Below are 24,408 nucleotides of genomic sequence, written 5' to 3' on the forward strand. Positions count from 1 at the left end.
AGTGTTTCCCGAGTTAGAAATGCGCAAGGCGGTATTCGCGTTATTTCCTGACGAATCAATAGAGGCTATGTTCGGTGGCGCAACCGAACCAAAACTCAGGCCAATCGTACTATTGGCGGCCTGATTTCTCAGAGCACCAAGATTGCTGCAGGCCTGCGCCTGCGTAGTGGCCGCAGTTCCGCCTTTGAAGATAGGCAGAGTGTCGTAATTGCCCGTCGTGCCCAGCGCCGCCAGCTTCGGCCCGAACTGGTTGTTCAGGTTATTGAAGGCATCGGACAGCATTTTGTCGTAGCCCTGCACCGGCATGATTGCGTAGGGAGCGCTGCTCACTGTCGGCCCTTTGTACGCGGGTAGGATCGAGATAACCGTGGAACTGGCGACGTTGGCTACCTCGTAGGTCGCACCGTCTGGACCAACGAATGAGTCGCCATTCCGGCTGCTGGCCGCGAAATCTACGTTCGTGCCGACGACAGTGGTGCTGCCGTTCTGTACAGCAACTGTTCCGGATCTTTGCCAAACCATATTTTTCTCCAGACAATAAAAAACCGCTCAAGGCGGCATAGGTGGATGGCACTAACTCAGGTTATAGGTTTTGCAAATACTACAGGTACGAAGAGCGACGTAACATTTGTCACACCTACAGTAAAAACTACAACCCTATTGTTAGTGTAATCCCAAGTGCAATACAACTTAGCCGAGCGAGTATTAGCAGCACTTACATCCATGCCAATATTATTAATCATCATATAATCACCGCCATTCAACGGAGACGGCGCCGTAAAGTTTACTTGCGTCGTGCCTTGGCCCGTTTGGCTTGAGCCGATAAAAGTCCATGTTGAGATTGTTCGGGTGAACTGAGCGCAAGGCGTCCCACTATCGAACAAAAGCTTTCCATTCGCGTCCCAAAGTCTAAAACCGTAGGTGGCAGTAGGTGTTGATTGAAAGGCAGCAGCGAAGTATTTGCCCGTACCGCCGCCAACAAACGAAAAACCAGTCCAGTTACCCGCACCACCGTTAATTCTCGCGTAGCTCAGAGTAAAAGAACTATTCGGTCTGATAAATACTAGAGGCGGCTCTTGGGAGGTAATGGGCGTAGGGAAGTTTATCGGACCGGCATAATCACCTTTATGTAAGACCACAAGCCTGGAGTACTCAGAATCTAAGACTACCGTATCCTTGTCATTAGTGAACTGCATACCGTAAGTCATTTACCGGCACCTCATAACTAGAAGCCGCTGGGTTTCAAGAGCAGGAGCAGGACTAGCACTTGCTTGGATATTTCGATTAACCATCCATACCCTTACATATCCGCTAAATACTTGAGGCTCCTGTTGTATGGCATAAAGGTTCTGGGAGTTAGGATCAGCGGGGTATGGTACGACCGGCACACAGACGGCGCTGCAGGTTGCCGGATCGCACCCTGGAACAGCAATGTCCACATAAGTGATGCCAGTTGGCCGAGATACCAACCCCGAATAGATCACCCTGACACTAAATGATGTTTCATCAAGCTCTAAGGCGCCTGTAGCCCCCCAAATTCTTACTCCATAAGTCATGCGGAAAGATCTCCCCACTGATAGCGCTTGCCGCCAACCTCATCGAACACTTTTCCTCCTCGATTATTAATGACCTGCCGAGCCTGGCCGGAACCGAGAGAGCTATTTATTTCAAACGTCCCGTCGAAGAACAACTTCCAGCCGCTGGTACCGGCTACATAGTTGTTGGACTGGATGTAGTTACCGATCTTGGCGTTGGTGATTGACCCGTCTTCCAGGAAGGCCGACTTAATGAAGGTCTGCCCGCCAGTGACCGAGAACGGGGAAACCGGCGTGCCATTGGCCAAGTTGAGCAGCATGAAGGTGTCAGCCCTTACCACGAACTGCGACGACACCCCAGAAGGATCGACCTGGAGGCCCAGACCGAAAGACGCAGCGTACTTCTGCCCGCCGGCCGTGGTTTCCATCTTCACGGACCATAAGGTCGACAATTTCCCATTGGTGTCGGCGAGTGCTGAGCTGGTCTGCTGGATTGCTGCCTTGTTTGTGGCGACTCCATCCTTGTTCGCGGCAATATCCCCCTTGGTTGTTACGATGTCATCCTTGGTCGCGGCAACCTCTGCGCTAACCTGGGAGATTTGCTGCGCCGAGGCCTGCTTGTTGTTGGCCACGGTGCTTTCCAGAAGCGTCACGTTTGCGGCGTTTTGGTTGACCTTGGCATCCACGGTTGTAAGGCGCTGTGCCGATGCTTCTTCGTTTGAGGCGATGACCTTTTCTTGAGTAGCGATTGCGGCAGTACTGGCCCAGCCTTTCAACGCATCTGCCTTCGCACCGCTGCCACTGTCATCTCGAGTAGCTGCGCGCAGCACATTAAGAGTTGAGCCTTGCGCAGTTACCTTGCCGTCGACGGTTTCAATGCTGGTTTTGTTCAGTGCTACCTGCTGCGCCAAGGCGCCGACAGACCCAACGGTCTGCCCCACGTCGAGCCAGTACGCGGCGTTCGGTGGTGGCTTGTTGGCCGGCACACTGGCAATGGCCTGATACAGCCGCTGCCCTTGGCGCACCGTATCGCCAATGGCGTACGTCTTCGCCGAGTCGTACAGCAGGATGTCGTCAAGCGCGTCGATTTGATCCTGCAGGCCGGGGATTTTGTTGATATCACTGAGCAGGTCCTGGCCTAGCTCGGTCTTGCTGATCTTGCCGGCGAGCATATTCAAGATGGCCCCAGCGTCCGAACTGGCCTGGCCCATCACACCATTCACCACCGGGTAGAACGGACCTATGTTGCCGGTGCGGTCCACCAGGCGCGCCCAGAAGAACAACGTAGCGCCCGCCAGCAACTGCTGCATGCGATAGTCGGCCTGCGGGTACGCCAGGTCGGCCAGCTTGGTAGCCGCCGCCAGGTTGTTCGCCGGGCCGTACCACAACTCGGTGCGCTGGGTGTCCTCGGCGCCAGCGGGAAAACCCCACTTGATGCTGATGCCGAACAGCTCGCTGGTGGTGCGCAGGAACGACACCGCCGGCGGCAAGCCGGTTTTGCCTTGCAGGTTGGTGAGGTTAGAGCTCTTCCAGACTGAGGATATTTCAAAGGCGCTCACCGAGCGCACGCGGGCCAGGTAGGCGCCCGAGTAGATGCCGGTGACGTCGACGCTAGTCGAACCAGTACGCTGCACCCTGATCCAGTTGCCGCTGTCCTTGCGCCACTCCACGTCATAGGCGACCGCGCCATTCACGGCAGGCCACGAGATGTTCATGGTGCTGATGGCAATGCCCTGGTCGATCGACACGTTCGACGTGACGGTTACGCTTTCCGGCGGCGGCACCACCGTGATCGGTATGACGCTGATCGGGCGCTCTTCCAAGCGCGCCCCGGTGTCGATGCTGGCGAACTTACCAGGCTCGTATTGCAAAGCGCTGATGTCGTAATCGCCTTCTGGTGTCCGTGCAGTCCGCATCACCCGATATAGAGGGATTGCCAGGTCGTCAGCGTCGATTGCCCACTGAAGCTGTGCAGCCGGTGCCTCGCTGTAGGCAACGGTCACGGTTACGTTGCGGCCGCTCACGCTTTCCACGGTACGCCCTTCCGCTCGCCCGCCGGGAAGGTTGATAACCAGCCGGTCACCGACCTTGGCCAGAGTGTCTCGGTCCAAGGTGATGACCTTCCCCGCCGCCGCCGCAATGCGCCCGCCGATCTCCCTGCCCGCCAGCAGCGAGTCAGCAACGGGAATAATGAAGCCAGGCAGCGGGATACGGCCTTCCATGCCGGTCCTGAAGCTGATCGTGCGGTCTTGGTTGTTGCTCAGCACCAGCCATTTAGCTCGGCGCTGGGCCTCAGATGCCCGGGTGCAGCCGATTGCACTGATCTCCGTCGGTTTGTCGCCCAGGCGGCGCTGTAGCGGCAGATCTGAATAGACCGTGACGTCGGTGTCGTAGTTGTTCAGTGGGTTGTCGTAGCTGACGAGGCAGCGCGTGAAACGTGTTTTGGCCGATGCACTGCCATATGAGATTTTGCCGTCGATGACGTTGGAGCGGGTGAAGACGTAGTCGATGTCCTGGGAGCGAGGCATATCAGCCTGCATGACCAGCTGGCCCTGCGCCCAATACGTCATGCCGCGGTAAATACCGGCGATGTCGCGCAACAGTGACCAGGCATCGGCCTTGCCCTGCAGGTTCATGTCGCACAGGAAGCGCGGCTCAACGCCGTCAGCTCCATTCGGCACCATCTGGTCGCAATACTGCGCGATGCGGTACAGCTCCCACTTGTCCACCATCCACGGCTTAATGCGGCGACCCAGGCCGAAACGATCCTGGGTGCAGATGCCATAGGTGACCCATGCCGGGTTATTGGTCCAGGCCTCTTTCATGGTGCCGTCCCAGGCGCCGGAGTAAGTCCTTGCCACGGGGTCGTAGTTGCTCGGCACCTGCCAGCGCCGAGCCTTGCACTTGACCGTGACAGCCGGGATGTTGGTGAACTGCTCGGCGTCGAACTCGACGAAAAGTAGCGCCGTATTGGGGTAGCGCAGCTTCTCGTCGATGACCTGCGTGTAACCTGCAATGAAAAGGGAGTCGGCTATCTTGTCAGTGTTCTGGTTTGGCGTGATCCGCCGAACGCGAATGAGCCAGCCACTCGCTGCAGGAGGCAGCTTGATAGGCAGTGATCGCTCGTAGCGGGTGGTTGTCTTGCCCGACATCGCGCCGATAAGCACTTCTTGATAGGCGCCACCGTCGGTAGCTACGTCAACCGCATATTGGATGGTGTACCCGTTGATGTTGCCTTCACCGTCCTGGCTCGCCAGTCGGGGCGTAGCCAGGCGGATACGTGCTGCCGACAACTGGAGATTGGTCAGCGATTGAACCCACGGCGTGCCACTGCGCAGCTCGATATTCAGCGACGTTTCGTTATCGACAGATGGAATACCTGGGATGTAAGTCTGCTCTACCGAGCCCGGGCGCCAGTCCCACTTGACGTTGGTGAAGTTGAAATTCCCGCTGGCATCCTGGATGGGCGTGTTGTCGAGGAAAATATCGCGCGCGGTCGGTGTACCATCGAATTCACCCTCGCCCACGGCGATCAGGATCTTGGCGACGTTGGTGGAGCGCAGGCTGTCAGGGGCCTCTACCGGCGACTTTGGCTTGCTCTCGCCACCCTTAGCGCCGTGAATATCCAGCTTTTGTGCTGCACCCATGCTTTCCTCCAGGCAATAAAAAACCGCATCTTGGGCGGTTTGCTTGATGCGTCGTGGTTATGCTTTGTCTTCGGCGTAGATGGATGCCGAGATTATTGCCCCGCCCCACCGGCGTTCGCCGATGCAGATAGGGACGGGATTGCCGCTGGCCGTGGTGTTCTTCGCGCTGCCGAATGCGTAGCTGGGCATGTTTTCCGGCGAAGCACTCTGCTTGAGGCCGGCGGCCTGTGGGCTGAGCATCTGGATTACGCCCCCTGCTAGCAGCGCGATACCCGCGGGTGCCGTAGGCGCGCCGAAGTAGCTGGCTGCGATCAGCACGACGCCCAGCACAATCTGCAAAATGCCGCCGCGCTTGCTGCCCTCGATCACCGGAACAATCCTGATCTCCCTGGCCCCGCCCATGCCGAACTCATCCGGCCCGACGTTTTTCCTGTTGCGGAAGATGGCAAAGCGAAGTCCCAGGCGATCAAGGCGGCGGATCTCAGCCTCGAACCCGTCGATGGTGGCCTTCAACGCCCTGAACACCTCCCAGGTATCGCCCGAAGCAACCTGGCGCCTATGCAGCCTGCCGAACTTCTGAGCCAGCGAACCCGAAAGCTTGATGGTGGTCATCGGCGAATAAACGATGGCGCTCATCTGGCCTCCTTGTGTCTAAGAATTAAACGTGTGCGCTGCAGCCATGGGCCGCCGTAGACGATCACCTCTGACGGCCGGCCGTACAGGTGGTGCAGGACGAATGGCCCAGGGCCGAACACGCCGGAGTCCTCGCCGGGTAGCACCGGGTCAGTGCCAAGGTAGATCCCTGCGTGGTTAGGGTGAGCCGTGCGGCCTACCTCCATCACGATCATGTCGCCGCGCTGCGGCGTATCGACCTGCTCAAAGCCGGCAGCGGCATAGTTCGCCTCATACAGGCTTGTGCTTTCCGCGCTCTCCCACCAGCCATCGGCGCGTTTGAAGGTTTCAAATTCAAGGCCCCACTCGCGCTGATACCAATCAGCGCAGACCTGCCAGCAGTCCCAGGCGCCGTGTACAAATGGGCGCTTGAGCAGCGGCGTGTTGCCCGCTGGAGTGATCGTTCGCAGGTCGCCCTCTGGCCACGACAGAATGTGCCATGGCAATGCCGTAGCCTCGCACATCGCCAGATCACGCGAAGACGGCCTGCTGGTGGCGTCCGGATGCGAATGCACGATACCGATGACCTGACCCTGGTCTTCCGCCGCAGCGTAGTCCTCCGGTTCCAACCTGAACTCTTCGTTCGGCTCGGTGGCGATGTTCCGGCACGGGATGTACTTCTGCGCTCGCCCGACGGCCAGCACCAGGCCGCAGCACTCCTTCGGGTACTCGGCCGCCGCATGCGCTTGGATGGCCGCAATAATGTGTTTGCGCATGGTCAGCTCCGGGCGATCAAGGAAACGGCGGGGAATCCGCCGAATGGGTAAGGGTTGCCCTCGCCGAAGCGAGGAATACAGCCCTTACCCAGCGTGGCGTCGCACACATCGAGCTCAGGGTTGTCGGTAACTACCCCGTCCTTCGTGACGTAGGGTCCGGTATAGCCGCAGTTTGGGCCACGGTAGCCACCGGTGAGGCACCAGTGGCATAGCGTGGTCATCTGTCGACCGATCGTCTCGCCGCCGACATCTCCCGGGCTGGCCAGATCCCAGCTGACTATCTCGCCGTCCTCGTTGGTTTTCTGGTCGACATACCAGACCTCAATCGACTCTTGGGTTGGGTCAGCCGTGGGGTTGCCGCCTTCGAAGTTCACGACATCCAAGTACTCGGCCAGCGTATTGCGGATGGTCAGCTTGAACTCAAGCAGATCCTCGAAAGCCAGGCAAAGCGCGGTGATTCGCCCGTTGACATTGCCCACCGAAAGCTTCGGCCTTACGGCAGTGCCGTCGCCATTCGCCTCGCTGCCCTCGTACTGCATGGGCCAGGCGCCGTACTCCTCACCCTTCCACCAGATCGATTTGGCCGGCAGTTGGTCGGCGCTTGCGCCGGCGGCCATCAGTTCGGAGGGTGTATGCGGGATCGCGTGCCCATGGAAGCGCAGAACATCGGCGCCGTAATCACTGCCGTCCAGTTCGAACAGCATGACTTCGTTGCCAGGCTCAAGAGTCTGGATAGCATTGATCAGCGACATGGATTGACCTTTACGGGTGGAAAGCGCGCTCGAACGTCGCTGTCACTTTGAATACGCCCCCGCCCATGGGCGTAGGGGTTGGGTTCTTGCAGGTGAACAGGCCGAGCTGGCCCAGGGGAGTGGTCCACAAGAAAGCCTTGGCGCCCTTGTGGCGATCGAAGAACGCCATCATGGCCAGCGCTGTCGCTGTGTTGCCCGTGTGAGTGATCGGATAGGCATCGACTTTATTGTTGATCCCATCCGCGACCTCTTGCCTGTAGCCGTCCCCAAACTGCGAGGTGCGCACCCGATAGGTAATATCGGGCGCCTCCCCGTTCTGGGTGGCCCAGGTGAACGTTTCAATCGCCATGGTTACCTTCCGTTGATAGCTCGCCAGATTGCGCCGCCAGGCTGTACACCGCGCGCAATGGCTGCCTCGGCTTCGGCTTTGGTGGCCTGCTGGATATTCCTTCCGGCCTGGGAGGTGTCTTCCTGCGTGGCATTGCCGCCATCGCCCGCCGTCTGCACGGAAACCGAGACAGGGAAGTTGTAGGTGTTGCCAGCGCCTCCCCCGCCGGCACCGCCCAGTGCGCGGACACCAAGCTCACCGCCGGCTGTCCTGGTCAGCGGCATGATCGCCTCCGGCCCGGCCTCGGCGAAGATGCCCGCGCCCTGAGCGAATGCGAACATCTGCGGCTTGTCGTGCACCTGGTTGCTGAAGCTGGACAAGCTTGGCGAGTCGTACACACCGCCCTTTGCATTGGCAGTGATTGCACCACCAATGTCTGACCCGAAGCTGGTAGCGCCAGCAGCCGCACCGCCACCGAAGTACGCCCCAAGCGCACTTCCGGCGATGCTCGAAAGCAAACCAGAAGCAGCTTGTCGAGTCGCGATCCGCGCCATATCGGCGATGATCGATTTGGTGAAGTCGGAGAACGACAATTTGCCGGTGACAGCAAAATTCGCGACCGCGTCCTCCATGCTTGAAAAGGCACTGGTGAACAGGCTCTTGGTCTGGCCAGCCACATCATTAGCAGACTGCAGGTAGTTCTGGAAAGCCGATGAGGCCCCGCTACGCCAGTCGCCCTGGGCCTCCGACATCTTGTCGTAGTTGTCGACCACCGTGTCGCGGTACTTCCTTTCCGCATCTTCCAGGCTGGCCAGGTCGCGCATGTAGTCTTCCTGACTGTACTTATCAGGCGCTGTCTTGCGCCGATCCAGCAGCTTGGCCCGCTCGTCGTTGAACTTGTCCGTGGTTGCATCGAGGCTCGCTTGCAGTGCTGCTTGCCTGTCTCCCAGGCCTAGCCCATTTGCAGCGCGGGAGCCGGCGGCTTCCAGTGCAGCTCGCTGGCGTTCCAACTGATTGACATACGCCTGTGAGGCGGCCGTCAGCTGCTCCACACGGCCCTTCTCATTTGTGGCGATAACCGTCAGCTGGCTGTCTGCATCCTTCTGAGCCTTGACCATCCCCTGCCGTGCATCGGAAATCTTCTGGTCAAGCTGGATGCTCTGCGCCGCCGTAGTGCCTTTCTTGGCCTTGGCCGCCTCCAGTGCATCGATTTCAGCCTGGTACGCGGCCGTCACATCGTCCTTTTCCTGGTTGATCAGGGCCGACCGTTGCTTGGCATAGTCCGACAGCGAAACCACACCAGCTTTCTGCTGGGCCTCCAGTTCCTTCTGGGCGTTTCGGTATTCATTGACGATGTCGGAAAGGTTGTTTTTGGCGTTGTTGAAGCTGGTCAGGTCGACTTGGGAGCCAGCGGCCTTGGGGTCTTTATTTTTGTCGTTGAGCCCCTTCAGCAGTTTGTCATACGCGCCGCCAGAGAACTTGGCACCGTCGAAGTTGACACCATCAAGCAAGGGTGATTTTTGTCCGGTTTTCTCTGCGTTTTCGTAAAGTGTTCGGAATTGATCGTTGAGCTTTTTCAGCCCTTCCTGCCGCTTGGCCAGAGGGTTGATGTTATCGAGTTGCGCATCCAGCGCCTTTTGGGCTTCTATGGCCTTCTGGTTAGCGTCCGTAGCCTCACCAGTAGCGGCCGTCTGAGCAGTGCTCGCGGCAAGGCGAGACTTCAGTTCTGCCAATTTCTTTTCCAGAGCCTCGGTTGAGTCATCATGCTCACCGGTGCCTAGGCCAAGCGCCGTATTGAGCGAACTAAGCCCATTGGATACTGCTCCAGCAAAACCGCCACCCTTGCGAGTATCCAGCACGCGCTGGGTGATTTCGATCTGCTTTGTGAGGTCTGGAAAAGCTTCTGCCCTGAGGTATGAATAAGCACGCTTTGTAGCGTTTCCGATGTCATCCCAGTCGCGCTCTATATCGGAGAGAGAGCCTCGATAGGCTTTCAGGCGCTCTAACGCTGCCTGATTCAAGTCCCCGCTCAGGACATCAAGTGCGCGCTGATGATCGCCTTGATCATCAATCCCCTTGATCACCTGGTATTGCTCAAGGGTGAGCAGCCCATACTGGCTACTGATCTTTCCCGCAGCTTCCGTCGCAGTATCGCCGGCGGTGGCGAACGACTTTGCAAGCTCACCAGCCCCGTGCCCTGAGATCTCGCTGATCGCCGCCGCAGCCTCAGCCAGGTTTCGCATCTGCGTGCCGCTTGTGGCGGCCCCCGATGCAAGCGACACAACGGCCTCTCGCGCACCAGACAGGTTCCCCGTGACACGCCCAGCGCCGTCGGCCATATCCTTCAAGCTGGCGATTGTCTGACCGGCGCCGTTGGTGCCTCCATTGATAGCGGCATTGAACTCACGCGCCTGTTTCATCGCATCAAGATATGCGTATGCGAGTGACCCGATTACTGCAACGAGCAATCCGGCAGGAATGATCATGCCAGCAAGACTTTTCGCGGATTCTCCCGCTCCAGCGCCCAACTGAGCGATTGCACGAGCCCCACTCCCTAGGTCGCCCGATTGCAGGGCGTTGGCGAGCTGCATCACGTTCTCTTGAGCCTGGCGAGTGCCAAGCTTCAACTTGTCGAACGCGGTCTCCGTCGCGGCCAGCCCAGCACGGTCCTTGCCGATCTTTGCTAAGGCTTCGTTGTAGCGATTTGCGTCAGTCTCGCCTAGCTTATGAAGCTCGCTGAGGGCTCGCTCACGCTCTTCAAGCTTCGCCAGCTTGGAGGTTAAGGGGTCGATTCCATTCACGGTGCGCTTTAGCGCTTCGATCCGTCGGCCCTCAACCTCTATCAGGCGCTGCTTCTGCGCCAGTTCTTTGGCTTCAGCCTTTTCAAGCCTGTCGTGGGCCTTCCCCAACTGATCCTGATACTTGACCTGATCCTCAATTGTTACCAGACCACCTTTCTTGGCGCGCTCGAGCAGCCCTTCAGCCTGGATCAGCGATTCCATGCAGGTAATGTTGCTGGTCATTGCCTTGTCGAGCTGGCTGATGACATTGATCTCAGCCACAGCGCTGTCGGCTGCTTTGCGGCTTGCGCCAGATTTGCGGTCTATTGCGGCAGTGGATTTGTCGACGCCCTGGGCTACCTCACTTTCAGCTTGTGTGATCTTCTTGCCGGTGTTGGCCAGGCCATCGCCGGCTTTTCCCAGATCGACTATCGCCTTCTCCGCGCCTTCTGCCGAGTCGACCAACTTGTCCAGATCGCCAGCAGCGTTCACCGCCTCCGATGAATTTACGGCAATGCCCAAGGACGTGAAGTTGGTGCTCATTGTTTTTCTCCGGGCAATAAAAAACCCGCCGAAGCGGGCTTGTGAAGGTGTCTGTTTAGTGCTGATTAAAATATCCGAAAGCCACAACAGCTATTCCCAACAACAAAACGAGAATAGTTCGGTGGCTTCTCATAGGCCCATACACAGCGTCGTGCGCAGCCTTTGCTTCAGCGTCAGTGATTGGCGTCAGATCGCTTCCGCAGTGCTTGCACTTGGATGCCTGCATTTTTACAAACTCTGAGCAGCTAGGGCAGGTCCTCTCCCCGCTAGAGTTAACAAGAAGCCCATTTTTAATAGACGATGATTTTTCCGGGGATGGCTTGATTATTAGGTAAATGACCAATCCAAGAACAGGAAAGAAAACCCCCACCAAAAACCCTTCGAAAGCCGACCTGTTCTTCGCGTTTGCCGCCACGGCCGTGAGTCCGGCAACAATGAGCCAACCCAAAACGATAACCTGTGACATATCAACTTCTCCTTAGATACTTAGAAGCTGCTCGGCTGCACGGATATCGACCCACCGCCAGCAGGGAGGAAAACCCTGAATTTCTTTTGCTGGCCCTGCTTCAAAACCACTGACGTTTCCATTCGCTCGGGGTTCGCTGCGCAAAGTGCTGAACCATCCAATGCGGCGCCTAACAACCACTCACCGGAAGGGACCTGGAAGACAGCCTTCTCGCCGGTGTCCAGCTTTGCCACGGGAGCACCATTTAGAAAGATGGTCGCGAAGCAACCGCCGCCGAGAAACCCTGTGTCTCTCGTCACGATTAGCGAACTACCGCCAGGCACTGGCTTTTGGTAGCCGCTTACTCTTTCGGATGGCGCTGGGCGCGCCTTGTCGGACGGAACTGGAGAAGTTGCACAGCCAGCCAGTAAAGCTACCGCCAGCGCACCTACGAATAATTTCATTTCGTTCCCTCGTTGAGATATCGCGAGACTTTATCATCAACGAGAGAGCAACACGAAAGCCCCGCATGGGCGGGGTTCTTCGGGTTCGTGGGAAGTTAAGGTGCGTCGAGCTTCAGGGTTAGCTGAACCTGCTCACGCCAAAACTCGACGCTCTGTTCAAGATCGGGCCGCGCCCAGCGCCATGCAGAAAGTCCCTTTCCCTGCTGGCTTGCCAGTTCTCGCCTTCGATCAAGGGCCAAACTTGCCTTATCGAGCATTTCCCGTGCATTTCCACCTCCGTGAAGCAACTCATCGATCTGGAGGTCGCACCATACCGCGAAGTCCGCAGAGAGCCACCTGGCAAAAACAATCGCCAGTTTTGGATGCAGCCAGGTCCCGCCATTGCGCCCGCGCTTGGTGAAAATCAAATCCCCGGAATCCCGGGTATTAAGCGCCGAAGCAAGTGCATCCATGTAGTCGTTGGTTTCTGCGTTAGCCAGCCAATGGTCAAGCCTTTTCCCGGCCTCGGCTGCTACAGCGGTAGCATTAATCCAGCCATCCGAATTGAACTGAACCTGCTGCCCATGAAAATCAAACGGTACGACTGCTGATTTCATGCCGCAACCCTCCACTTCACTTTCTGCATCGCCGCTAGGGCGAAGTCGAACAGCGCCGCCGACGGGACATGAACACCGTTCGGCGCAGTGACGGCCGCCAAGAACTGAGTCGGCGACATTACGCACGCGTCGAACGGAACGGGTTGCACCTGACGCTTACCAGAGCCGTCAGTGAAAACAAGGTAACGCTGGGTTTCCGAAAGATCGGTCGGGATGTCGACAGATTGGTTGCCGCCCTTCGGTAAGTATTCGCCCTCGATCGCGTAGCTGGCGACAAAATTGCAGGCTGCATCCATTTGGTCGGCGGGGATCAGCTCCATGCGCGGAACATCGAAGCGGGCGTGAAGTGCGGATGCCAGCTTGGCAGTAGCGCTGCGCTGATGCTCAGCATCAAGTTTGGCAACACGGCATCGCATGACGTTGCCTAGCCGAAGAGCTCCGACCTTGCCGAGAAGTTCATCAACCATAGGCGTCATGACGCTCTGGGTGTCTTCATACCGACCGTGCTTACGAATCGCAGGAAGAACCTCAGCGGTCACCCATTTTTTGAAGCGTTTGGCTTCCGCCTTACGGCTGCGCAGGATTGCCGAATAAAGGCCGGATTCGTTTATGACCAGCATTTCTTGGTCCCCGCCAAGGGTACGCACAATCTGCGTACCCTTTTCGTCTTCGTCCAAGTTTCGAGTCATGTCACCAGCAATTCGGTATTCCAAGGCGGATGACACATCAGCCGCCACGAACCACGGCTGATCATCTATCAGCAGCGTACGCACCTGCTGCTCGCCGAAATTGAACGGGATGACATTCGAAACGGTTGTGCTAATATCGCTCATGACGATTTCTTCCTGGTAGTTGATCTCGTTACCCGAAGCCCTGGCCTGCAAGCCGGGGTTTCTTCGTTTTAGGCTACTGCCTGCTTGCTCGTTTGCTCCCTCCATTTCAGCCCCTCCTCGATTAACAGTCCGAGTTCGGCATTCAAACTGCGTCGATTTTTCTTTGCTTCACCTTCTGCCTGCACTTTCACAGATGCCTCCAAGCTGAGCGGGTATCGCGATTTCTCCGACCTCATAAAACCTCCTTAACAATCATTAGGCATCATTACGCATCATTTATTGCATCTAGTCAACATCATTTGCCATCATCTTCTTGCGCTGACAATGTTTCGCGAACATCATGTTTTCCACACCACAGTATGGAATCAGCATGTACCACCCGAAAGGCTTCCCTTCCCGACTCGTCCGCCTCCGAGCAGACGCGGGAATGACCCAGCGCGATCTTGCGAAGGCGAGTGGCTTAAGCGTTCCCCAAATAGGGCGGTATGAGATGGGCACCTCGGTCCCGCGCATGACCGCATTAGTCAAGCTATCTAAAGCACTCGGTTGTGAAGTGGAAAAACTGCAGGATGTTGATGACCAGCCCGAGGTTTTGGAAATGGCGCTAGTCGCTGAGGGCAAGAAAGACCTAGTCCTAGCGTTACCGAAAAGCACCATCGAAAATCTACAAGGCGAAGCCGCGAAGCATGGCGTCACACAGGAAATAATGCTCAACGCAATAATTGACCTTTTTCATGCCGAGGCTCGCGGCGAAAAGACAACCATCGAAGAAGTAATCGCCAACGTAGTCGAAGAGTCCAAAAGCTGGCCACCGATGCCGCAATGAAGACCCGATAATGGTGGTGGTCACCACAACTAAATCGAATGACGAAGTCCGGCCCGCCGGGCTTTTCACAAACGTTTATGGGACAAGCTAACAAGGAGCGTTGAATGTCGTGGTGGAAAACGCTTTTCGGCATCTCAATCCAAGAGGACGCCCCCAAACGGAGCCCTGCCTTCGATATCTCTGATCTGACGGAGAATGAAGACCCCCTCTACCCCGACGCTGCGCGTTTTGTAGTATCGACGGGTAGATGCAGCATCTCCGCCGTTCAACGCCATCTCAAAATTGGCTACGAACGAGCAACGCGGCTGGTTGAATGCCTTGAAGACGACCACGTCGTATCCGAAATCTGCGCTAATGGAAGCAGATACTTGCTGAGTGAACAGCAGCGTCAAGATGCACGCTTACGCCCATCTAGAGCAGAAACAGAACGTCAGAGACAAGCGGAGGAACTTGCTCTTCGGATTGCATACCTCACAGAAAAATACACTGACAAAATCATAGTCCAAGCGATTCTTGATCAGAAAATCTGGGAAGGCATGACAGCAGGTCATTTGTTTGATTCAGCCGGGGAGCCAGAGACAATCGATCAAAAATATATGAAGAGCAAATCACGCGAAATTTGGAAATATCATCACGAAGGCGGCAACCGATTTTTACTGCGCGTGACCTTGGAAAACGGCATCGTCGTTGGTTGGGACGCAAAAGGTTAGCTCAAGCCCGCCCCGCCGGGCTTTTTCCCATAATTTTTTCAGTCGCCTGGAGTGTTTGATGAGCCATATCAAAGCCCGCATCAAAGCGCTACGCGAGCTCTATGAAGAAGTGAGCGATGCCGAGACGATCATCGATAGAGCTGCTTTGTACAGTGCGATTCGCTTCCTCATTGACGATCTTTGCAAGGATGAAGGCCCCGACAGCTATGTTCGCGAAAAGGCGATGAAGCTTATTCTTCATGCTGCCGCTGCTCTTGGATTCGATCAAGACTATGGCGTCCTTCCTGCAAGGCACCTGGTGCACGCGTTGATAGAGCTAAATAGCATGGAGTCTGCACTCACGAGAGATCCCAACTGATAAGCCCTCAACTGGGTTTACCGCACATCAGGAACCACAAAGCCCAGCTCGCTGGGCCTTTTCACTCTCAGCAAGGAACGTTGAATGCCCCTCCGCTTAAAAAGATTAAAACAAGCAATTCAAAACCCAGCCTCAACGAACAACGCGATCCATGATATGCGCGATGGAATTGTTAAAGCACTGAGTGACTGGCCGGTAGAAAGCTACGCTATTGCCGATGCCTACGCCCCTCATGGAGGCTCTATTACAGAAGAATCACGCGCTTGGCTGCGCGGCCTATGCATCGTGCTGGACCAGTGTTTGCCGATTGATCCATCTAAAAAGACAGTTCAATATCTGGAAGAAATTAAGTCGACGGCGGGGCTACTTGCTTATTAGACCAAGATCAGAGCCCGGCTCCCCGTACTTTTCACTCATACGCAAGGATGCGAGCAATGCCATCCCTCAAGAAATACCTCTCCAAAGGCATTATCGCGGTAATTGCCGCGGTGGGCGGTGCCTGCCTCGAAGCTACCACAGACATAGTCAAGAAGAACTTCGAGCCGGCAATAATCAGCGTACGAAATAGCTTTGAAGATCGATTCTCACCACTCCAAGAAAATGCGCTGATCGGGCTAAATCTAATGTTCTACATGCCTTCTGCTTTAAGTGGCGACACCCGCGCGGAAGGAGTATCAGCGACTATCCCATCAGCAAGTTGCCGCAAGCCTGGTGGGCATGACGTCGTTCGTGTATTCGACGAGTCTGCAAACGAACATCACACAAACGCTGTAATGATTATTCACTGCAGGCCCTCAGGGCGTGTTTCGGTGAGCCTCGCCCCCCAAAGTGGCAAGGTCGTTCCAATTTATGAGGGTCGCTTCAAGGACGGCGAGAAAGCCGGCTTTCCCGGGGTCCCTGGTAGCTACTACGCTGGAGTTCTGACTATATACCGGCTGGACGCAATCGAGCCGAAAGGTCCTTGGGTTCCTATAAACAAGTGCCAAGTCGACAACAGTTGCAGTGCGAACGAGCCCTCTCCCAATTAATAAGTAAGCACTGCTCGCCCACAGGAGACCGAAATGTCCGAGCCTACCCTAACCTTCAAATGCCTCGGTCATACCAAGCGTGGCGACTTGATTGAGTCCTACCAGCTGGAAGTGACCGACACCCGCAGCGGCAAGACCGCGACGATCTCCGTCGAGCCCAGACACCTTGCCTCAGCTCGAAGCATGAAAAGGATCTTGCTAGATCGGTGCATGCTCTACAGGGCAACACGCGCGGAGCACGATCACATGCTACTTGAGATTTTTGATCCGCAGCCTGAAGCAATCCGAGAGTAGCCCGCGCCGCCGGCTTTTTAATATCTGGCAGAAACTACAAAGCCCGCATCAGCGGGCTTCTTTTTTGCTTGCCCTATCAGGGCAGCAGTTTCAGGAAATGTCCCAAATCATTAACACCGTGGTTTACCACCCAGCCTTCATTGAACGGGGCCAAGGGTCCGCCGAACCCCTTTGAATCAACCAAGCGACTTCTAACCACTTGAAATACCGGCCCACCCAACCTAATCGGCACGCCAGCCCCGTCTATCAGAAGCGCGATCGGCTCTTCGTCGGTGTTGTTCTTGAACACACCCCAGCGCCCATTCAAATACGTTTCGCCCATATCAATTTCCCATTCGAAGCATCAGGGGCAGAAGAGTGCTTCAAGATGTCCGAATGGGCAAGAGTCTGTAGCACTACCGACCCTTGCTGGACATCGTTACGACCATTTTCTGATCGGGCTCGCTGCAACTGATCAAAACACTTCCGTCGACCGTATAGACTCTGGTGATAGTCAGCACTGACGAGTTTACGATCGGCTCGATGTCTGAGGCTGGCACATTGAGCTTTGCGATGGTATTTGCCTGATACGCTTGGCACTCATCAAAGCTCATTGAAATAGATTTTGACTGTGCGTCGGCATGCGCCACAGTAGCGAAACAGACTGATACCAGTATCCCTATTAAAATCCGCATGCCGTTCCCTCTTTGGTTTGGCTGGACTGTAGAGCGCTCATGCCAGGAGTCAGCACAAAAATCGTTTAGCTATCGAGCCTCGAAAGCTATGCGCGAGCTTTTTTTAACTTTTTGATCAGCAGTCCGGCACCAGTATCTTCAATAAAGCGATCATAGAGAAAGTCTACATCCCGAAGTTCGCTCTGAACATATTTTAGGACATTCCGGATCGCACACAGCATTTCTTCAACTGTCTTCCTGCTAATCCCACTCAATTCGACTGCTCCCTCCGCCCCTTTTTTGACGTGATAGTCATGGTCGTTATGGGCAATCCGCTTGTTTCGATGCTCCCGCGCGTACTCAGTCTCGGCAAGAGCCAGAGCGCACAATCGCTGGACTTCACTTTTTTGAGCTGGATCTTGAATCAGCGGAGGAAGCGCGCACACGCTTATGTTTTTGTTGTTACGTGTCTGAGCGGGATCAGTTAAAGCGGAGATACGAAGCAAAACACTATCCCAAAGCTCGTCTTGAATCACCCTGAAAAATAATCCGGCTGTACCGTTCAAAACTTGAATAGTTTCGGCGTCTGTACCGTAAAGCTGAGTGTACTGCTGCCAGACAATGCCGAGATCAATTGCCTCATGGTGAATTGCGAAAAAGACCCGCCCCAGGTCATCGCCCATGGTGCTGACATATTCGTCACGCATTTCCTTAAGTTTGTCTGCGCTCACTACATAACCCCAACGTTCTCGTTGCGAGATTGCACGAGGATTGAGCGTAGCAGCGAGCTGGCCAAGCATCCAGCGTGGATGGAATGCCAGTAACCGCCCTGATCATCGGCGTAGTAGCTTTGTGCCTCTCCTATCAGCCACAGAAAGGAATCACGATGGCGCTCTTCACAGAAGAATCATTTCAATACCTTGAAAAAGACACGCCAACCCTTCTGGGCAGCGCACCTTGGAATTCATTGTTCGGGCCTGGAGAGAAAGTGCTCGTTTCAGGAATCTATCGGTGTGAGGGCTGCGGTGATGAAATCACCTCGAATAAAGGTGATCCGTTTCCTCCTCAGAACAAGCATCAGCACCCTGGCGTTTTCGACAAAAAAGTCGAGTGGCGCCTGATAGTACAGACGCAAACGCAAGGCTAAGGGATTCCCCGGTCCTTCGCCTGCAAGCCCAAGGAATGGAATTGCGCCAATATCGGCGCGAACAACGCAAGGAAAGTGAAATGAGCGAAAAACCACATCTTTCACCGTTTCAAACTGGCGTCCTCGCCGCCTTAACGCTAGTTGGTACCTCTCTGGCAGTGCTTGATCCTTCAAAGCGACAACACATTAAGGATGCCGCCGAGAAGATCATTAAGGCGTTGCCGGAAGACAGGGGTCTTTCTGACGGCTCATCGGAACATCATTTACCCCTGCAAGCATTGATTGCAGGTCTTTTCCCAGAAACGTCGAAGAAATCTGCCGACTGATCCAGTCAATTGCTTTCCCGGCATCATCGTGGCCCGGGAAAGCATCCTTAGCCTGATCCATTGCTACTCTCCTGCGGCCATGCCGCGTCATCTTGGTTGTCTTGCGTTTTTGTGTTTGAGGATCAGACGCCCCTCACGCTTTCCCGCTGTTCCGCCATCACCTGCAGGGCTTCAGCCTCCATACGCCGGAAGTCGCTGAAAATGGTTTGTCGCTGGCTGATTGGCACGCCGCACATCCTAATCACACCGGAGAGAACGCTGTAGTCCATGCCTGTTGCGCCGCACGCGCCTGTGCGCCACTGGGTGCTCATTGCCTCGAAGACTTTGAAGGCGTCCCAGTTGTCGGGCCAGATCCCGACTTCCTTGTCGGGAATGTCTTGACGCGATAAGCCGAAAGCCATCAGATCTGCATCTGAAGGCCCTGGCTCATAAAGGGCGCGGGAGGCGCTTAGGAGTTTCCCAGGCGGGCTTCACTGAAGGCTTCTGCGTAGGCATTCAGCACAGCCTTCGGAGCCGAGTTAATCGAATTCACGAGGATGCGCACGTTTTCAGGCGTGAATTCTTCTTCGATATCCCAGCCCACCACCACATCCAGCAGTTGGTCGGCTTGCAGGGCGATCTGGGCGGCGGTGAAGGCTTTGAGATCCATATCCCCGACCTGCTTGCCCAGCTCGTCGTGCCGCTCATTCCAGCCGGTGTACAGGTCAGCAAGCGCGGTACGGTCCAGGTACTTGAACTCGAACTCCACCTTTTCGGCGTTGTACCCCGCCCGCTGGATCATCACCGGCGCCTTGAAGGTCGGCTTCTGGATCAACTTGAACTTCGCCATGGATTACACCGCAGCCGCGTAACGGGTTGGGCGACCGGTCAGCGCCAGGCTGATAACACGGGTCATCAGGTTGTTCCGGGACATGGTAGGCGTTGCGGTGATCGAGACGTAGCCGTTGTAGATGATGCTGCTGCCGCCCGGGAGGTTGAGACGCAACAGACGCGCCTGCTTGTCGTCATCCGCCGCCTCACAGACCGCCACGTACGGCTTGGACGGATCGTCGGCGACGGTGAAGGTCAGCGTGATGGGGTTCTTGGTAGTCGGCATCTGGCGATCATCATCGTCAGCCAGGAAGCCGAAGGTCAGGAACTGCTGATCACCACCACTGGAATTCATCTCAGTAATCTGCGAGATCTCGGTGAAGGCTGTCACCTCGCGAACGGAACCAATCCCCGAGCCCGCGGGATACTGTTGAATGCTGGTCGTATTGACGCTCTCCAGCGCGAACGTGCCGCTGGCGATCTCCCCAACTCGAACGCCGCGACCATCCAGGCGGGTCCAGCCAGAATTTACGGCAATGACGTCGCCCTCGGCCAGGCCGTGCGCCGCAGCAGTCGCGACGGCTGGATTGGCGTTTGTCAGGGCGGTGACCGGGATCGGCGTGCCGTAAATGGACGCGATCTCAAGGGTGGCGCCGTTGGGCATTTGCATGGGTGTTTCCTCTTTTCAGAAATGACAAAACCCGCACAGAGGCGGGTTTCGGGATTTGCCCAACGGGCTAAATGTTGTTTGTTGCTAATCGACTTTCATATTGCTTCGGACCTCGTCCAAAGGGATACCGGATTTCGAACCTACGACCACACCGGTAAGGCCACAGCCTGGACAGCAGGCATGCTTATCCTCGTACCACTTTATAATTTCAGTGGGTACAAGCCAAAGACCGCATCCGACGCATAAGCACCGCTCGCTCAAGCCGATTTCTTCACGATTCCTATAGCAGTGGTCCTCTACCCACTCACTTAGATATTGAAGCCGCTGCTTCCTGATTTCGTCCATCGCAGGTATTCCCAAACCAATTCATGAAGGGAGTCTACCGTCTAGGATCAGGCGGTGTCGGCTCGGTACTCGAACGACACCGGCACCGTGTAAGTCGGCGGGTCTGTGATGCCTGGGCCAGGATTAACTGGCGACATCGTAACGACGGTGAGGCCTGCCTTTGTGTCTCGCGCATAAAGCGGGAATAGCGTGGTCAACTCAGCCACAAGTGGGTTCGTCTTGGTCTTGCCGGTGCCGGCCGGTGCCACAATGCTGACCTGGTAGACGCCGATGAATGCGCGGTGGTCGCCAGCGAGCGTGCTGCTCGCGGTATCGCCTGGGAGCATGAACGCCCGCAGATAGGTATCGCCGTCCGCAGGGTCGTACTGAGTGTTTTCGAACACGACCTTGATGGGCTCCGCACGCGCTTTGCTCCAGGCGAGCAGCTTTGCCTCATAGATCGATGCGATGACGGCGTGGCTCATACTTGGTTATTCCTGATGGCGTCATCGACAGTTTTCTGGAACTGAGACAACGTGACCCGAATCATCCCGTGAGGCGCTTGCTTGCTATGCCCATACTCAAGTGGGATTCCGTAGGGCAGGTTATTTACGATGTAGGCCGTCTGCCCCGCGGTCAGGGTTTGAACCTGTGCCTTGAGCACGGCGATGCTGACGTTACCGCTGACATCGATCTGATCAAGAACGCCATCTGCTGGGGCATCAATCGAAAACTGCCAGTTCCCGCGGAACCTCCCGCCGACGTAGTCGTTGCCAGCAACCAACCCGTTAACGTTGAAGTTCTGGTCGTGCTCGGTCTTGGTCAGGGGCTGGGCGAACTTCACACCGCGCCGCAGTTTGCCGGCTTTGGTGAAGTTCGATTCGTTGAGGTTGATGATCGTGTTGCGGATCGCGACCTTGAAGTCGTAGTCATCGGCGGCCCGCTTGTTCGCCTGTCGGTGAGCGACGTTCGCAGCCCAAATTTCAGGATTACCCACTGGCGACTTGAGGATGACGCTGCTGCCGATCTCGATAACGATCTCTCGGATGGTTGCATCGATACCAGCCTGGGCGCGCTCGGCAAAGTCGCGGATATTCTCGGCAAAGCTGCCGTTCATGCTCGCGTACTTGTTCGTCACGACCGCACCTGCAGCTCATAAAGAATCGGTGTGCCAGCCGGGTTGACCTCTTTCAGCGGCGGGACGATTGACCAGGTGCGGCCTTGGGCGACCACCTTGCCCAGCAGGCCCGGAACCCAGGCCAAACCCTGAGCAGCGATCTTGAGCTTCTTGTCGCCCTGCTTGATGAGGCTGTTGTTTTGAAATTCTTGGCCGGTGAAGTCGAGCAGGATGCCCTGGGCGATTTGCTCAACAGTGGCGCCTGGCGCTTCCCCGCCCGCCTCAGGGTCATACTCGCCCGGCACCGTCTTGCTGATCGTCACGGGCTGGCCGAACTCTGTGATCATATCCAGAGCCATCACGGCCATTTCGTCGTAGAAGGCCATAGGGGCTCCAGATGTGAAAAGCCCAGCTCAATGGCTGGGCTTCGTGATTACTTAACGCGTTGTTGCCTTTGTTTCAGCATCAAATCAGCCATACCAGCTGCGCGATGCGAAATCGATCCTGGCAACGAACTCAGCTCATCCAATGGGGAGCCGGTCTTTTTCTCAGGCTGGGATGATATGGCAATCACCGCTGCTGAATAATACTGATCCCATGCCGCTACTTCTTCAGGCTTCATAAGCACCTCCGCTGTGATGAAGGCTGAACGCTATATCAGGCACGAATGGCAAACAAGCCACGTTTCAGAAGATAATCCGCAAACTGCGTAGCACTCGGTCTATCCGGTGCCGCCGGCAGTAGTCGGTTGCTGGTGGAGGGGATCGCCGCGTACTGCCGCGTCACTGCTCCCTCAACACGGTCGAGCAGCACCGCCCCCTTCCGCTTCTCCACCGGGTCGATGTCGTCTTGGTGGATTTCAGCGGCCAGCGCCATCTGGCCATACTGGATCCGCGCCGGCAGGTAGTTGTTCGGCTTGATCTCCTGATCCAGCAGCACTTCCCGGCGCGGCCAGGAAAGGGCCTGCTCGCTACTGGTCTTGCGCCCCTTCCAGGTCATGCCATCCATCGCCAAGGCGGCCCGGCGCAGCAACGCTTCCTGCTCAGGAACACCTGCGGGGATGACCGTGCCGAACTTCACGGCATACATGGCCAGGTCCTCGGCGCTCGCGTAGCTTTCGGCGTCAGGCTTGCCGGTGCCGTCCTCGATGATGAGTGTCATGCGTCAACTCGCTGGAATGGTTTGTAGATTGGCCGCCGGGTGACCGACAGCCAGCAGTATTACTCCTTGGGCAACTCAGCGACGAGCTTTTCCAAGGATTCTTTCGATGCATTGGCGCGGTACTGCACTTGGGCCTCATCGAGCTTTGCTTTCAGCGCTGCGATTTCACCGGCCTCATCAGCCGGGGGCGTGATGACAGACTTCTTCAGCGCTTCAACCTCGCCACGTAGTGCGTCGACAGTCAAGGCCAGGCCGTCACGTTCAGTGGTCAACTCATCAACCGAAGCATGGATCGTGCCCAGCACGTCAAACAAGCGCAACGCCAGGTCGCCGGACTCTGGACGATGGATTTCGCCAGCTTCCAGGCCGTCAACAAGGATCTGAATCGATCCATGCTCAGCACGCAAAGCCGCGATCACCTTTTCCAGTTCGGCTTGGTTGCCCGCACCAACAATCTGCGCCCGCTTGGCTTCCTTCACCGACACATCGATGCCGGCTGCTTCGTACGCATTGATCACGCTCGGCCATTCGCCAATCACCAGCACGCTGGTCACACCCGCTTCGGGCTTATCGAAGTGTTCCGGATTGCGGTAACGCTTCTCCGGGTCGAAGCCGCTCAGCTGGTTGCTGTAAGTCAGTTCCATGTGTTTCTCCAAGGCGGCCATTGCTGACCGCGCGTTGAGTGTGAGGCTTAACCGCCAGTAACAGGAGGCGTTGCGGTCAGCGTGATCATCACACCGGCGGTGACTTTGTTGCTGCCCGCATGCTTGACCCAGTTGGCAGCCGAGCCGACGGCAGCCAGGGTTGGGTTGGAACCGCCAGTGGTGGCTTTCCAGCTATAACCCAGCACATCGATGTTCACGGTGCCTTCCGCGCGGTAGCCGATGCTCAAGTTTTCTTCGTCGTTCACTTCGTAGGAACGGAAGCCCGGGGCCTGCGACTCGGTAATGGTCACGGCGTTTGGCAGCAGGCCGAAAATCACGTCCGCCGGCGCGGTATCGGTCACCAGTACAGGCTTGCCCAGAGTGCCCGGCAGGCCGCCGTAGATCACAACGCCAGCTTCTTCGTAAATCTTGCTGGTGATGGCTTCGTCGACGATGTCGAAGTAGGCGCTGGAGTGCATGACCCACAGAGCAATACGGCCGAACTTGTCGCCGAACTTGCGCATACCGCGAGTCAGCGTCTTCTTGCCATCGGTTTCGATGTTGGCCGAAACCACCATGTCAGCGTTGGAACCGATGGCGGCACGCAGGCCAGCAGTTGCGTACTGGATGAAGCCTTCCAGGGTCGCATCAGCGACGTCGGCGCCGACGATCTGGGAGAACTCCTCGACCGGACGACCGCGGCGCTTGAACGCCTCTTCGGTGGTCTGGTATGGACCGTACTTCCATGGAGCTTTGACGCCAACAGCTTCGCCGGCGGAGATCTTCTTGGCAGTTACCTTGCCGTCAGAGTTGACGTCGCGGTGCTCCAGAGAGCCGTTCAGCTTGTAGAGAGCGCGCTTGCGGAAGTCGCCTTCGATCAGTTCATTGTCCAGCACCATCGCGCCGTTGGACGATGCGTTGAACACATCCAGGTTGTCCTGTACACGCTCGAGGTATGCGGTTTGCGCCTCATCGTTGTAGATGATCAGGTCGCTGTTAACGGTTGTAGCCATGGGTCAATCCCCTTAC

General features: G+C 56.5%; 30 protein-coding genes and 1 pseudogene. 8 read left to right on the top strand and 23 right to left on the bottom strand.

The features are described from left to right. From AACV02_RS15065 to AACV02_RS15115, 11 genes and pseudogenes are all read right to left on the bottom strand, one after another. A pseudogene (locus tag AACV02_RS15065) lies at nucleotides 1-522 on the bottom strand (hypothetical protein); the annotation flags it as partial. 56 nt (nucleotides 523-578) lie between these two features. Continuing rightward, nucleotides 579-1,208, bottom strand: a complete 630-nt coding sequence (locus AACV02_RS15070; protein WP_119740703.1) for a hypothetical protein — start codon at nucleotides 1,206-1,208, stop codon at nucleotides 579-581. Between the two features lie 344 nt (nucleotides 1,209-1,552). Next, nucleotides 1,553-5,182, bottom strand: coding sequence for a phage tail protein (locus AACV02_RS15075; protein ID WP_119740705.1), 3,630 nt, complete (start codon nucleotides 5,180-5,182; stop codon nucleotides 1,553-1,555). A 57-nt stretch (nucleotides 5,183-5,239) separates the two neighbouring features. Continuing rightward, a complete protein-coding gene (locus tag AACV02_RS15080; RefSeq protein ID WP_119740707.1) occupies nucleotides 5,240-5,818 on the bottom strand; it encodes a tail assembly protein in 579 nt (192 codons plus the stop codon). Next, a complete protein-coding gene (locus AACV02_RS15085) occupies nucleotides 5,815-6,570 on the bottom strand; it encodes a C40 family peptidase (protein ID WP_119740709.1) in 756 nt (251 codons plus the stop codon). Before AACV02_RS15085 ends, AACV02_RS15080 begins: the two co-directional genes overlap by 4 nt. A gap of 2 nt (nucleotides 6,571-6,572) precedes the next feature. Beyond that, nucleotides 6,573-7,322: a phage minor tail protein L gene (locus AACV02_RS15090; protein WP_119740711.1), complete on the bottom strand. Its 750-nt coding sequence runs from the start codon at nucleotides 7,320-7,322 to the stop codon at nucleotides 6,573-6,575. Between the two features lie 10 nt (nucleotides 7,323-7,332). Next, nucleotides 7,333-7,671, bottom strand: coding sequence for a phage tail protein (locus AACV02_RS15095; RefSeq protein WP_119740713.1), 339 nt, complete (start codon nucleotides 7,669-7,671; stop codon nucleotides 7,333-7,335). Between the two features lie 2 nt (nucleotides 7,672-7,673). Next, nucleotides 7,674-10,973 carry a phage tail tape measure protein gene (locus AACV02_RS15100; RefSeq protein ID WP_119740715.1) on the bottom strand — a complete coding sequence of 1,100 codons (3,300 nt, stop codon included), beginning with the start codon at nucleotides 10,971-10,973 and terminating at the stop codon, nucleotides 7,674-7,676. 486 nt (nucleotides 10,974-11,459) lie between these two features. Beyond that, complete coding sequence (locus AACV02_RS15105; RefSeq protein ID WP_119740720.1) at nucleotides 11,460-11,882, bottom strand: hypothetical protein; 423 nt, start codon at nucleotides 11,880-11,882, stop codon at nucleotides 11,460-11,462. Between the two features lie 95 nt (nucleotides 11,883-11,977). Continuing rightward, nucleotides 11,978-12,478 carry a KilA-N domain-containing protein gene (locus AACV02_RS15110; protein ID WP_119740722.1) on the bottom strand — a complete coding sequence of 167 codons (501 nt, stop codon included), beginning with the start codon at nucleotides 12,476-12,478 and terminating at the stop codon, nucleotides 11,978-11,980. Then, the gene (locus tag AACV02_RS15115) at nucleotides 12,475-13,416 is read right to left on the bottom strand and encodes a BRO-N domain-containing protein (protein ID WP_256680514.1); all 942 of its coding nucleotides are present in this window, start codon (nucleotides 13,414-13,416) and stop codon (nucleotides 12,475-12,477) included. The genes AACV02_RS15110 and AACV02_RS15115 overlap by 4 nt, the downstream gene beginning before the upstream one ends. A 265-nt stretch (nucleotides 13,417-13,681) precedes the next feature. Here AACV02_RS15115 and AACV02_RS15120 point away from each other — a divergent pair, with 265 nt between their 5' ends. The 6 genes from AACV02_RS15120 to AACV02_RS15145 all read left to right on the top strand — a co-directional run bounded on the left by AACV02_RS15120 (nucleotide 13,682) and on the right by AACV02_RS15145 (nucleotide 16,527). Next, nucleotides 13,682-14,137, top strand: coding sequence for a helix-turn-helix domain-containing protein (locus AACV02_RS15120; protein WP_071486872.1), 456 nt, complete (start codon nucleotides 13,682-13,684; stop codon nucleotides 14,135-14,137). Between the two features lie 104 nt (nucleotides 14,138-14,241). Then, the gene (locus AACV02_RS15125) at nucleotides 14,242-14,847 is read left to right on the top strand and encodes a DNA translocase FtsK (RefSeq protein WP_119740724.1); all 606 of its coding nucleotides are present in this window, start codon (nucleotides 14,242-14,244) and stop codon (nucleotides 14,845-14,847) included. A 58-nt stretch (nucleotides 14,848-14,905) separates the two neighbouring features. Further along, entirely contained in the window at nucleotides 14,906-15,205 is a 300-nt protein-coding gene (locus tag AACV02_RS15130; RefSeq protein ID WP_119740726.1) for a hypothetical protein, read from the top strand. Nucleotides 15,206-15,289: 84 nt separating this feature from the next. Beyond that, nucleotides 15,290-15,583 carry a hypothetical protein gene (locus tag AACV02_RS15135; RefSeq protein ID WP_157986844.1) on the top strand — a complete coding sequence of 98 codons (294 nt, stop codon included), beginning with the start codon at nucleotides 15,290-15,292 and terminating at the stop codon, nucleotides 15,581-15,583. A 56-nt stretch (nucleotides 15,584-15,639) separates the two neighbouring features. Then, nucleotides 15,640-16,233 carry a hypothetical protein gene (locus AACV02_RS15140; protein ID WP_218568299.1) on the top strand — a complete coding sequence of 198 codons (594 nt, stop codon included), beginning with the start codon at nucleotides 15,640-15,642 and terminating at the stop codon, nucleotides 16,231-16,233. 33 nt (nucleotides 16,234-16,266) lie between these two features. Continuing rightward, nucleotides 16,267-16,527: a hypothetical protein gene (locus AACV02_RS15145; RefSeq protein ID WP_119740730.1), complete on the top strand. Its 261-nt coding sequence runs from the start codon at nucleotides 16,267-16,269 to the stop codon at nucleotides 16,525-16,527. Nucleotides 16,528-16,603: 76 nt separating this feature from the next. On the opposite strand, the gene AACV02_RS15150 is transcribed toward AACV02_RS15145, so the two are convergent. Both AACV02_RS15150 and AACV02_RS15155 read right to left on the bottom strand, forming a co-directional pair. Beyond that, nucleotides 16,604-16,849, bottom strand: coding sequence for a hypothetical protein (locus AACV02_RS15150; RefSeq protein WP_119740732.1), 246 nt, complete (start codon nucleotides 16,847-16,849; stop codon nucleotides 16,604-16,606). Between the two features lie 438 nt (nucleotides 16,850-17,287). After that, on the bottom strand, nucleotides 17,288-17,911 hold the full coding sequence (locus AACV02_RS15155) for an AbiU2 domain-containing protein (protein ID WP_256680515.1): 624 nt from the start codon (nucleotides 17,909-17,911) through the stop codon (nucleotides 17,288-17,290). Between the two features lie 83 nt (nucleotides 17,912-17,994). On the opposite strand from AACV02_RS15155, the gene AACV02_RS15160 reads away from it, so the two are divergent. Continuing rightward, entirely contained in the window at nucleotides 17,995-18,327 is a 333-nt protein-coding gene (locus AACV02_RS15160) for a YjzC family protein (protein WP_256680516.1), read from the top strand. A 35-nt stretch (nucleotides 18,328-18,362) separates the two neighbouring features. Then, complete coding sequence (locus tag AACV02_RS15165; RefSeq protein WP_157986845.1) at nucleotides 18,363-18,653, top strand: hypothetical protein; 291 nt, start codon at nucleotides 18,363-18,365, stop codon at nucleotides 18,651-18,653. Nucleotides 18,654-18,775: 122 nt separating this feature from the next. Here the strand turns inward: AACV02_RS15165 and AACV02_RS15170 are convergent, their stop codons facing one another. The 10 genes from AACV02_RS15170 to AACV02_RS15215 all read right to left on the bottom strand — a co-directional run bounded on the left by AACV02_RS15170 (nucleotide 18,776) and on the right by AACV02_RS15215 (nucleotide 24,392). Beyond that, nucleotides 18,776-19,054, bottom strand: a complete 279-nt coding sequence (locus tag AACV02_RS15170) for a DUF1799 domain-containing protein (RefSeq protein ID WP_119740740.1) — start codon at nucleotides 19,052-19,054, stop codon at nucleotides 18,776-18,778. A gap of 47 nt (nucleotides 19,055-19,101) precedes the next feature. Then, nucleotides 19,102-19,482 carry a phage tail assembly chaperone gene (locus AACV02_RS15175; RefSeq protein ID WP_119740742.1) on the bottom strand — a complete coding sequence of 127 codons (381 nt, stop codon included), beginning with the start codon at nucleotides 19,480-19,482 and terminating at the stop codon, nucleotides 19,102-19,104. Nucleotides 19,483-19,485: 3 nt separating this feature from the next. After that, nucleotides 19,486-20,133: a phage tail protein gene (locus AACV02_RS15180; protein WP_119740744.1), complete on the bottom strand. Its 648-nt coding sequence runs from the start codon at nucleotides 20,131-20,133 to the stop codon at nucleotides 19,486-19,488. Nucleotides 20,134-20,525: 392 nt separating this feature from the next. Then, nucleotides 20,526-20,942 carry a phage tail terminator-like protein gene (locus AACV02_RS15185; protein WP_119740749.1) on the bottom strand — a complete coding sequence of 139 codons (417 nt, stop codon included), beginning with the start codon at nucleotides 20,940-20,942 and terminating at the stop codon, nucleotides 20,526-20,528. After that, nucleotides 20,939-21,574, bottom strand: coding sequence for a hypothetical protein (locus tag AACV02_RS15190; RefSeq protein ID WP_119740852.1), 636 nt, complete (start codon nucleotides 21,572-21,574; stop codon nucleotides 20,939-20,941). The genes AACV02_RS15185 and AACV02_RS15190 overlap by 4 nt, the downstream gene beginning before the upstream one ends. Nucleotides 21,575-21,591: 17 nt before the next feature. Continuing rightward, nucleotides 21,592-21,960 (bottom strand): hypothetical protein, encoded by a 369-nt coding sequence (locus tag AACV02_RS15195; RefSeq protein ID WP_119740751.1) that lies wholly within the window; start codon nucleotides 21,958-21,960, stop codon nucleotides 21,592-21,594. A gap of 47 nt (nucleotides 21,961-22,007) precedes the next feature. Next, on the bottom strand, nucleotides 22,008-22,196 hold the full coding sequence (locus tag AACV02_RS15200; protein ID WP_157986846.1) for a hypothetical protein: 189 nt from the start codon (nucleotides 22,194-22,196) through the stop codon (nucleotides 22,008-22,010). Between the two features lie 35 nt (nucleotides 22,197-22,231). Beyond that, a complete protein-coding gene (locus AACV02_RS15205; RefSeq protein ID WP_119740753.1) occupies nucleotides 22,232-22,735 on the bottom strand; it encodes a DnaT-like ssDNA-binding protein in 504 nt (167 codons plus the stop codon). A 59-nt stretch (nucleotides 22,736-22,794) separates the two neighbouring features. Beyond that, nucleotides 22,795-23,379, bottom strand: coding sequence for a hypothetical protein (locus AACV02_RS15210; RefSeq protein ID WP_177413696.1), 585 nt, complete (start codon nucleotides 23,377-23,379; stop codon nucleotides 22,795-22,797). Nucleotides 23,380-23,426: 47 nt separating this feature from the next. After that, complete coding sequence (locus tag AACV02_RS15215; RefSeq protein WP_119740757.1) at nucleotides 23,427-24,392, bottom strand: major capsid protein; 966 nt, start codon at nucleotides 24,390-24,392, stop codon at nucleotides 23,427-23,429. Nucleotides 24,393-24,408 lie beyond the last annotated feature (16 nt).

This window comes from Pseudomonas sp. Larv2_ips (assembly GCF_963879675.1).
Classification (GTDB): Bacteria; Pseudomonadota; Gammaproteobacteria; order Pseudomonadales; family Pseudomonadaceae; genus Aquipseudomonas.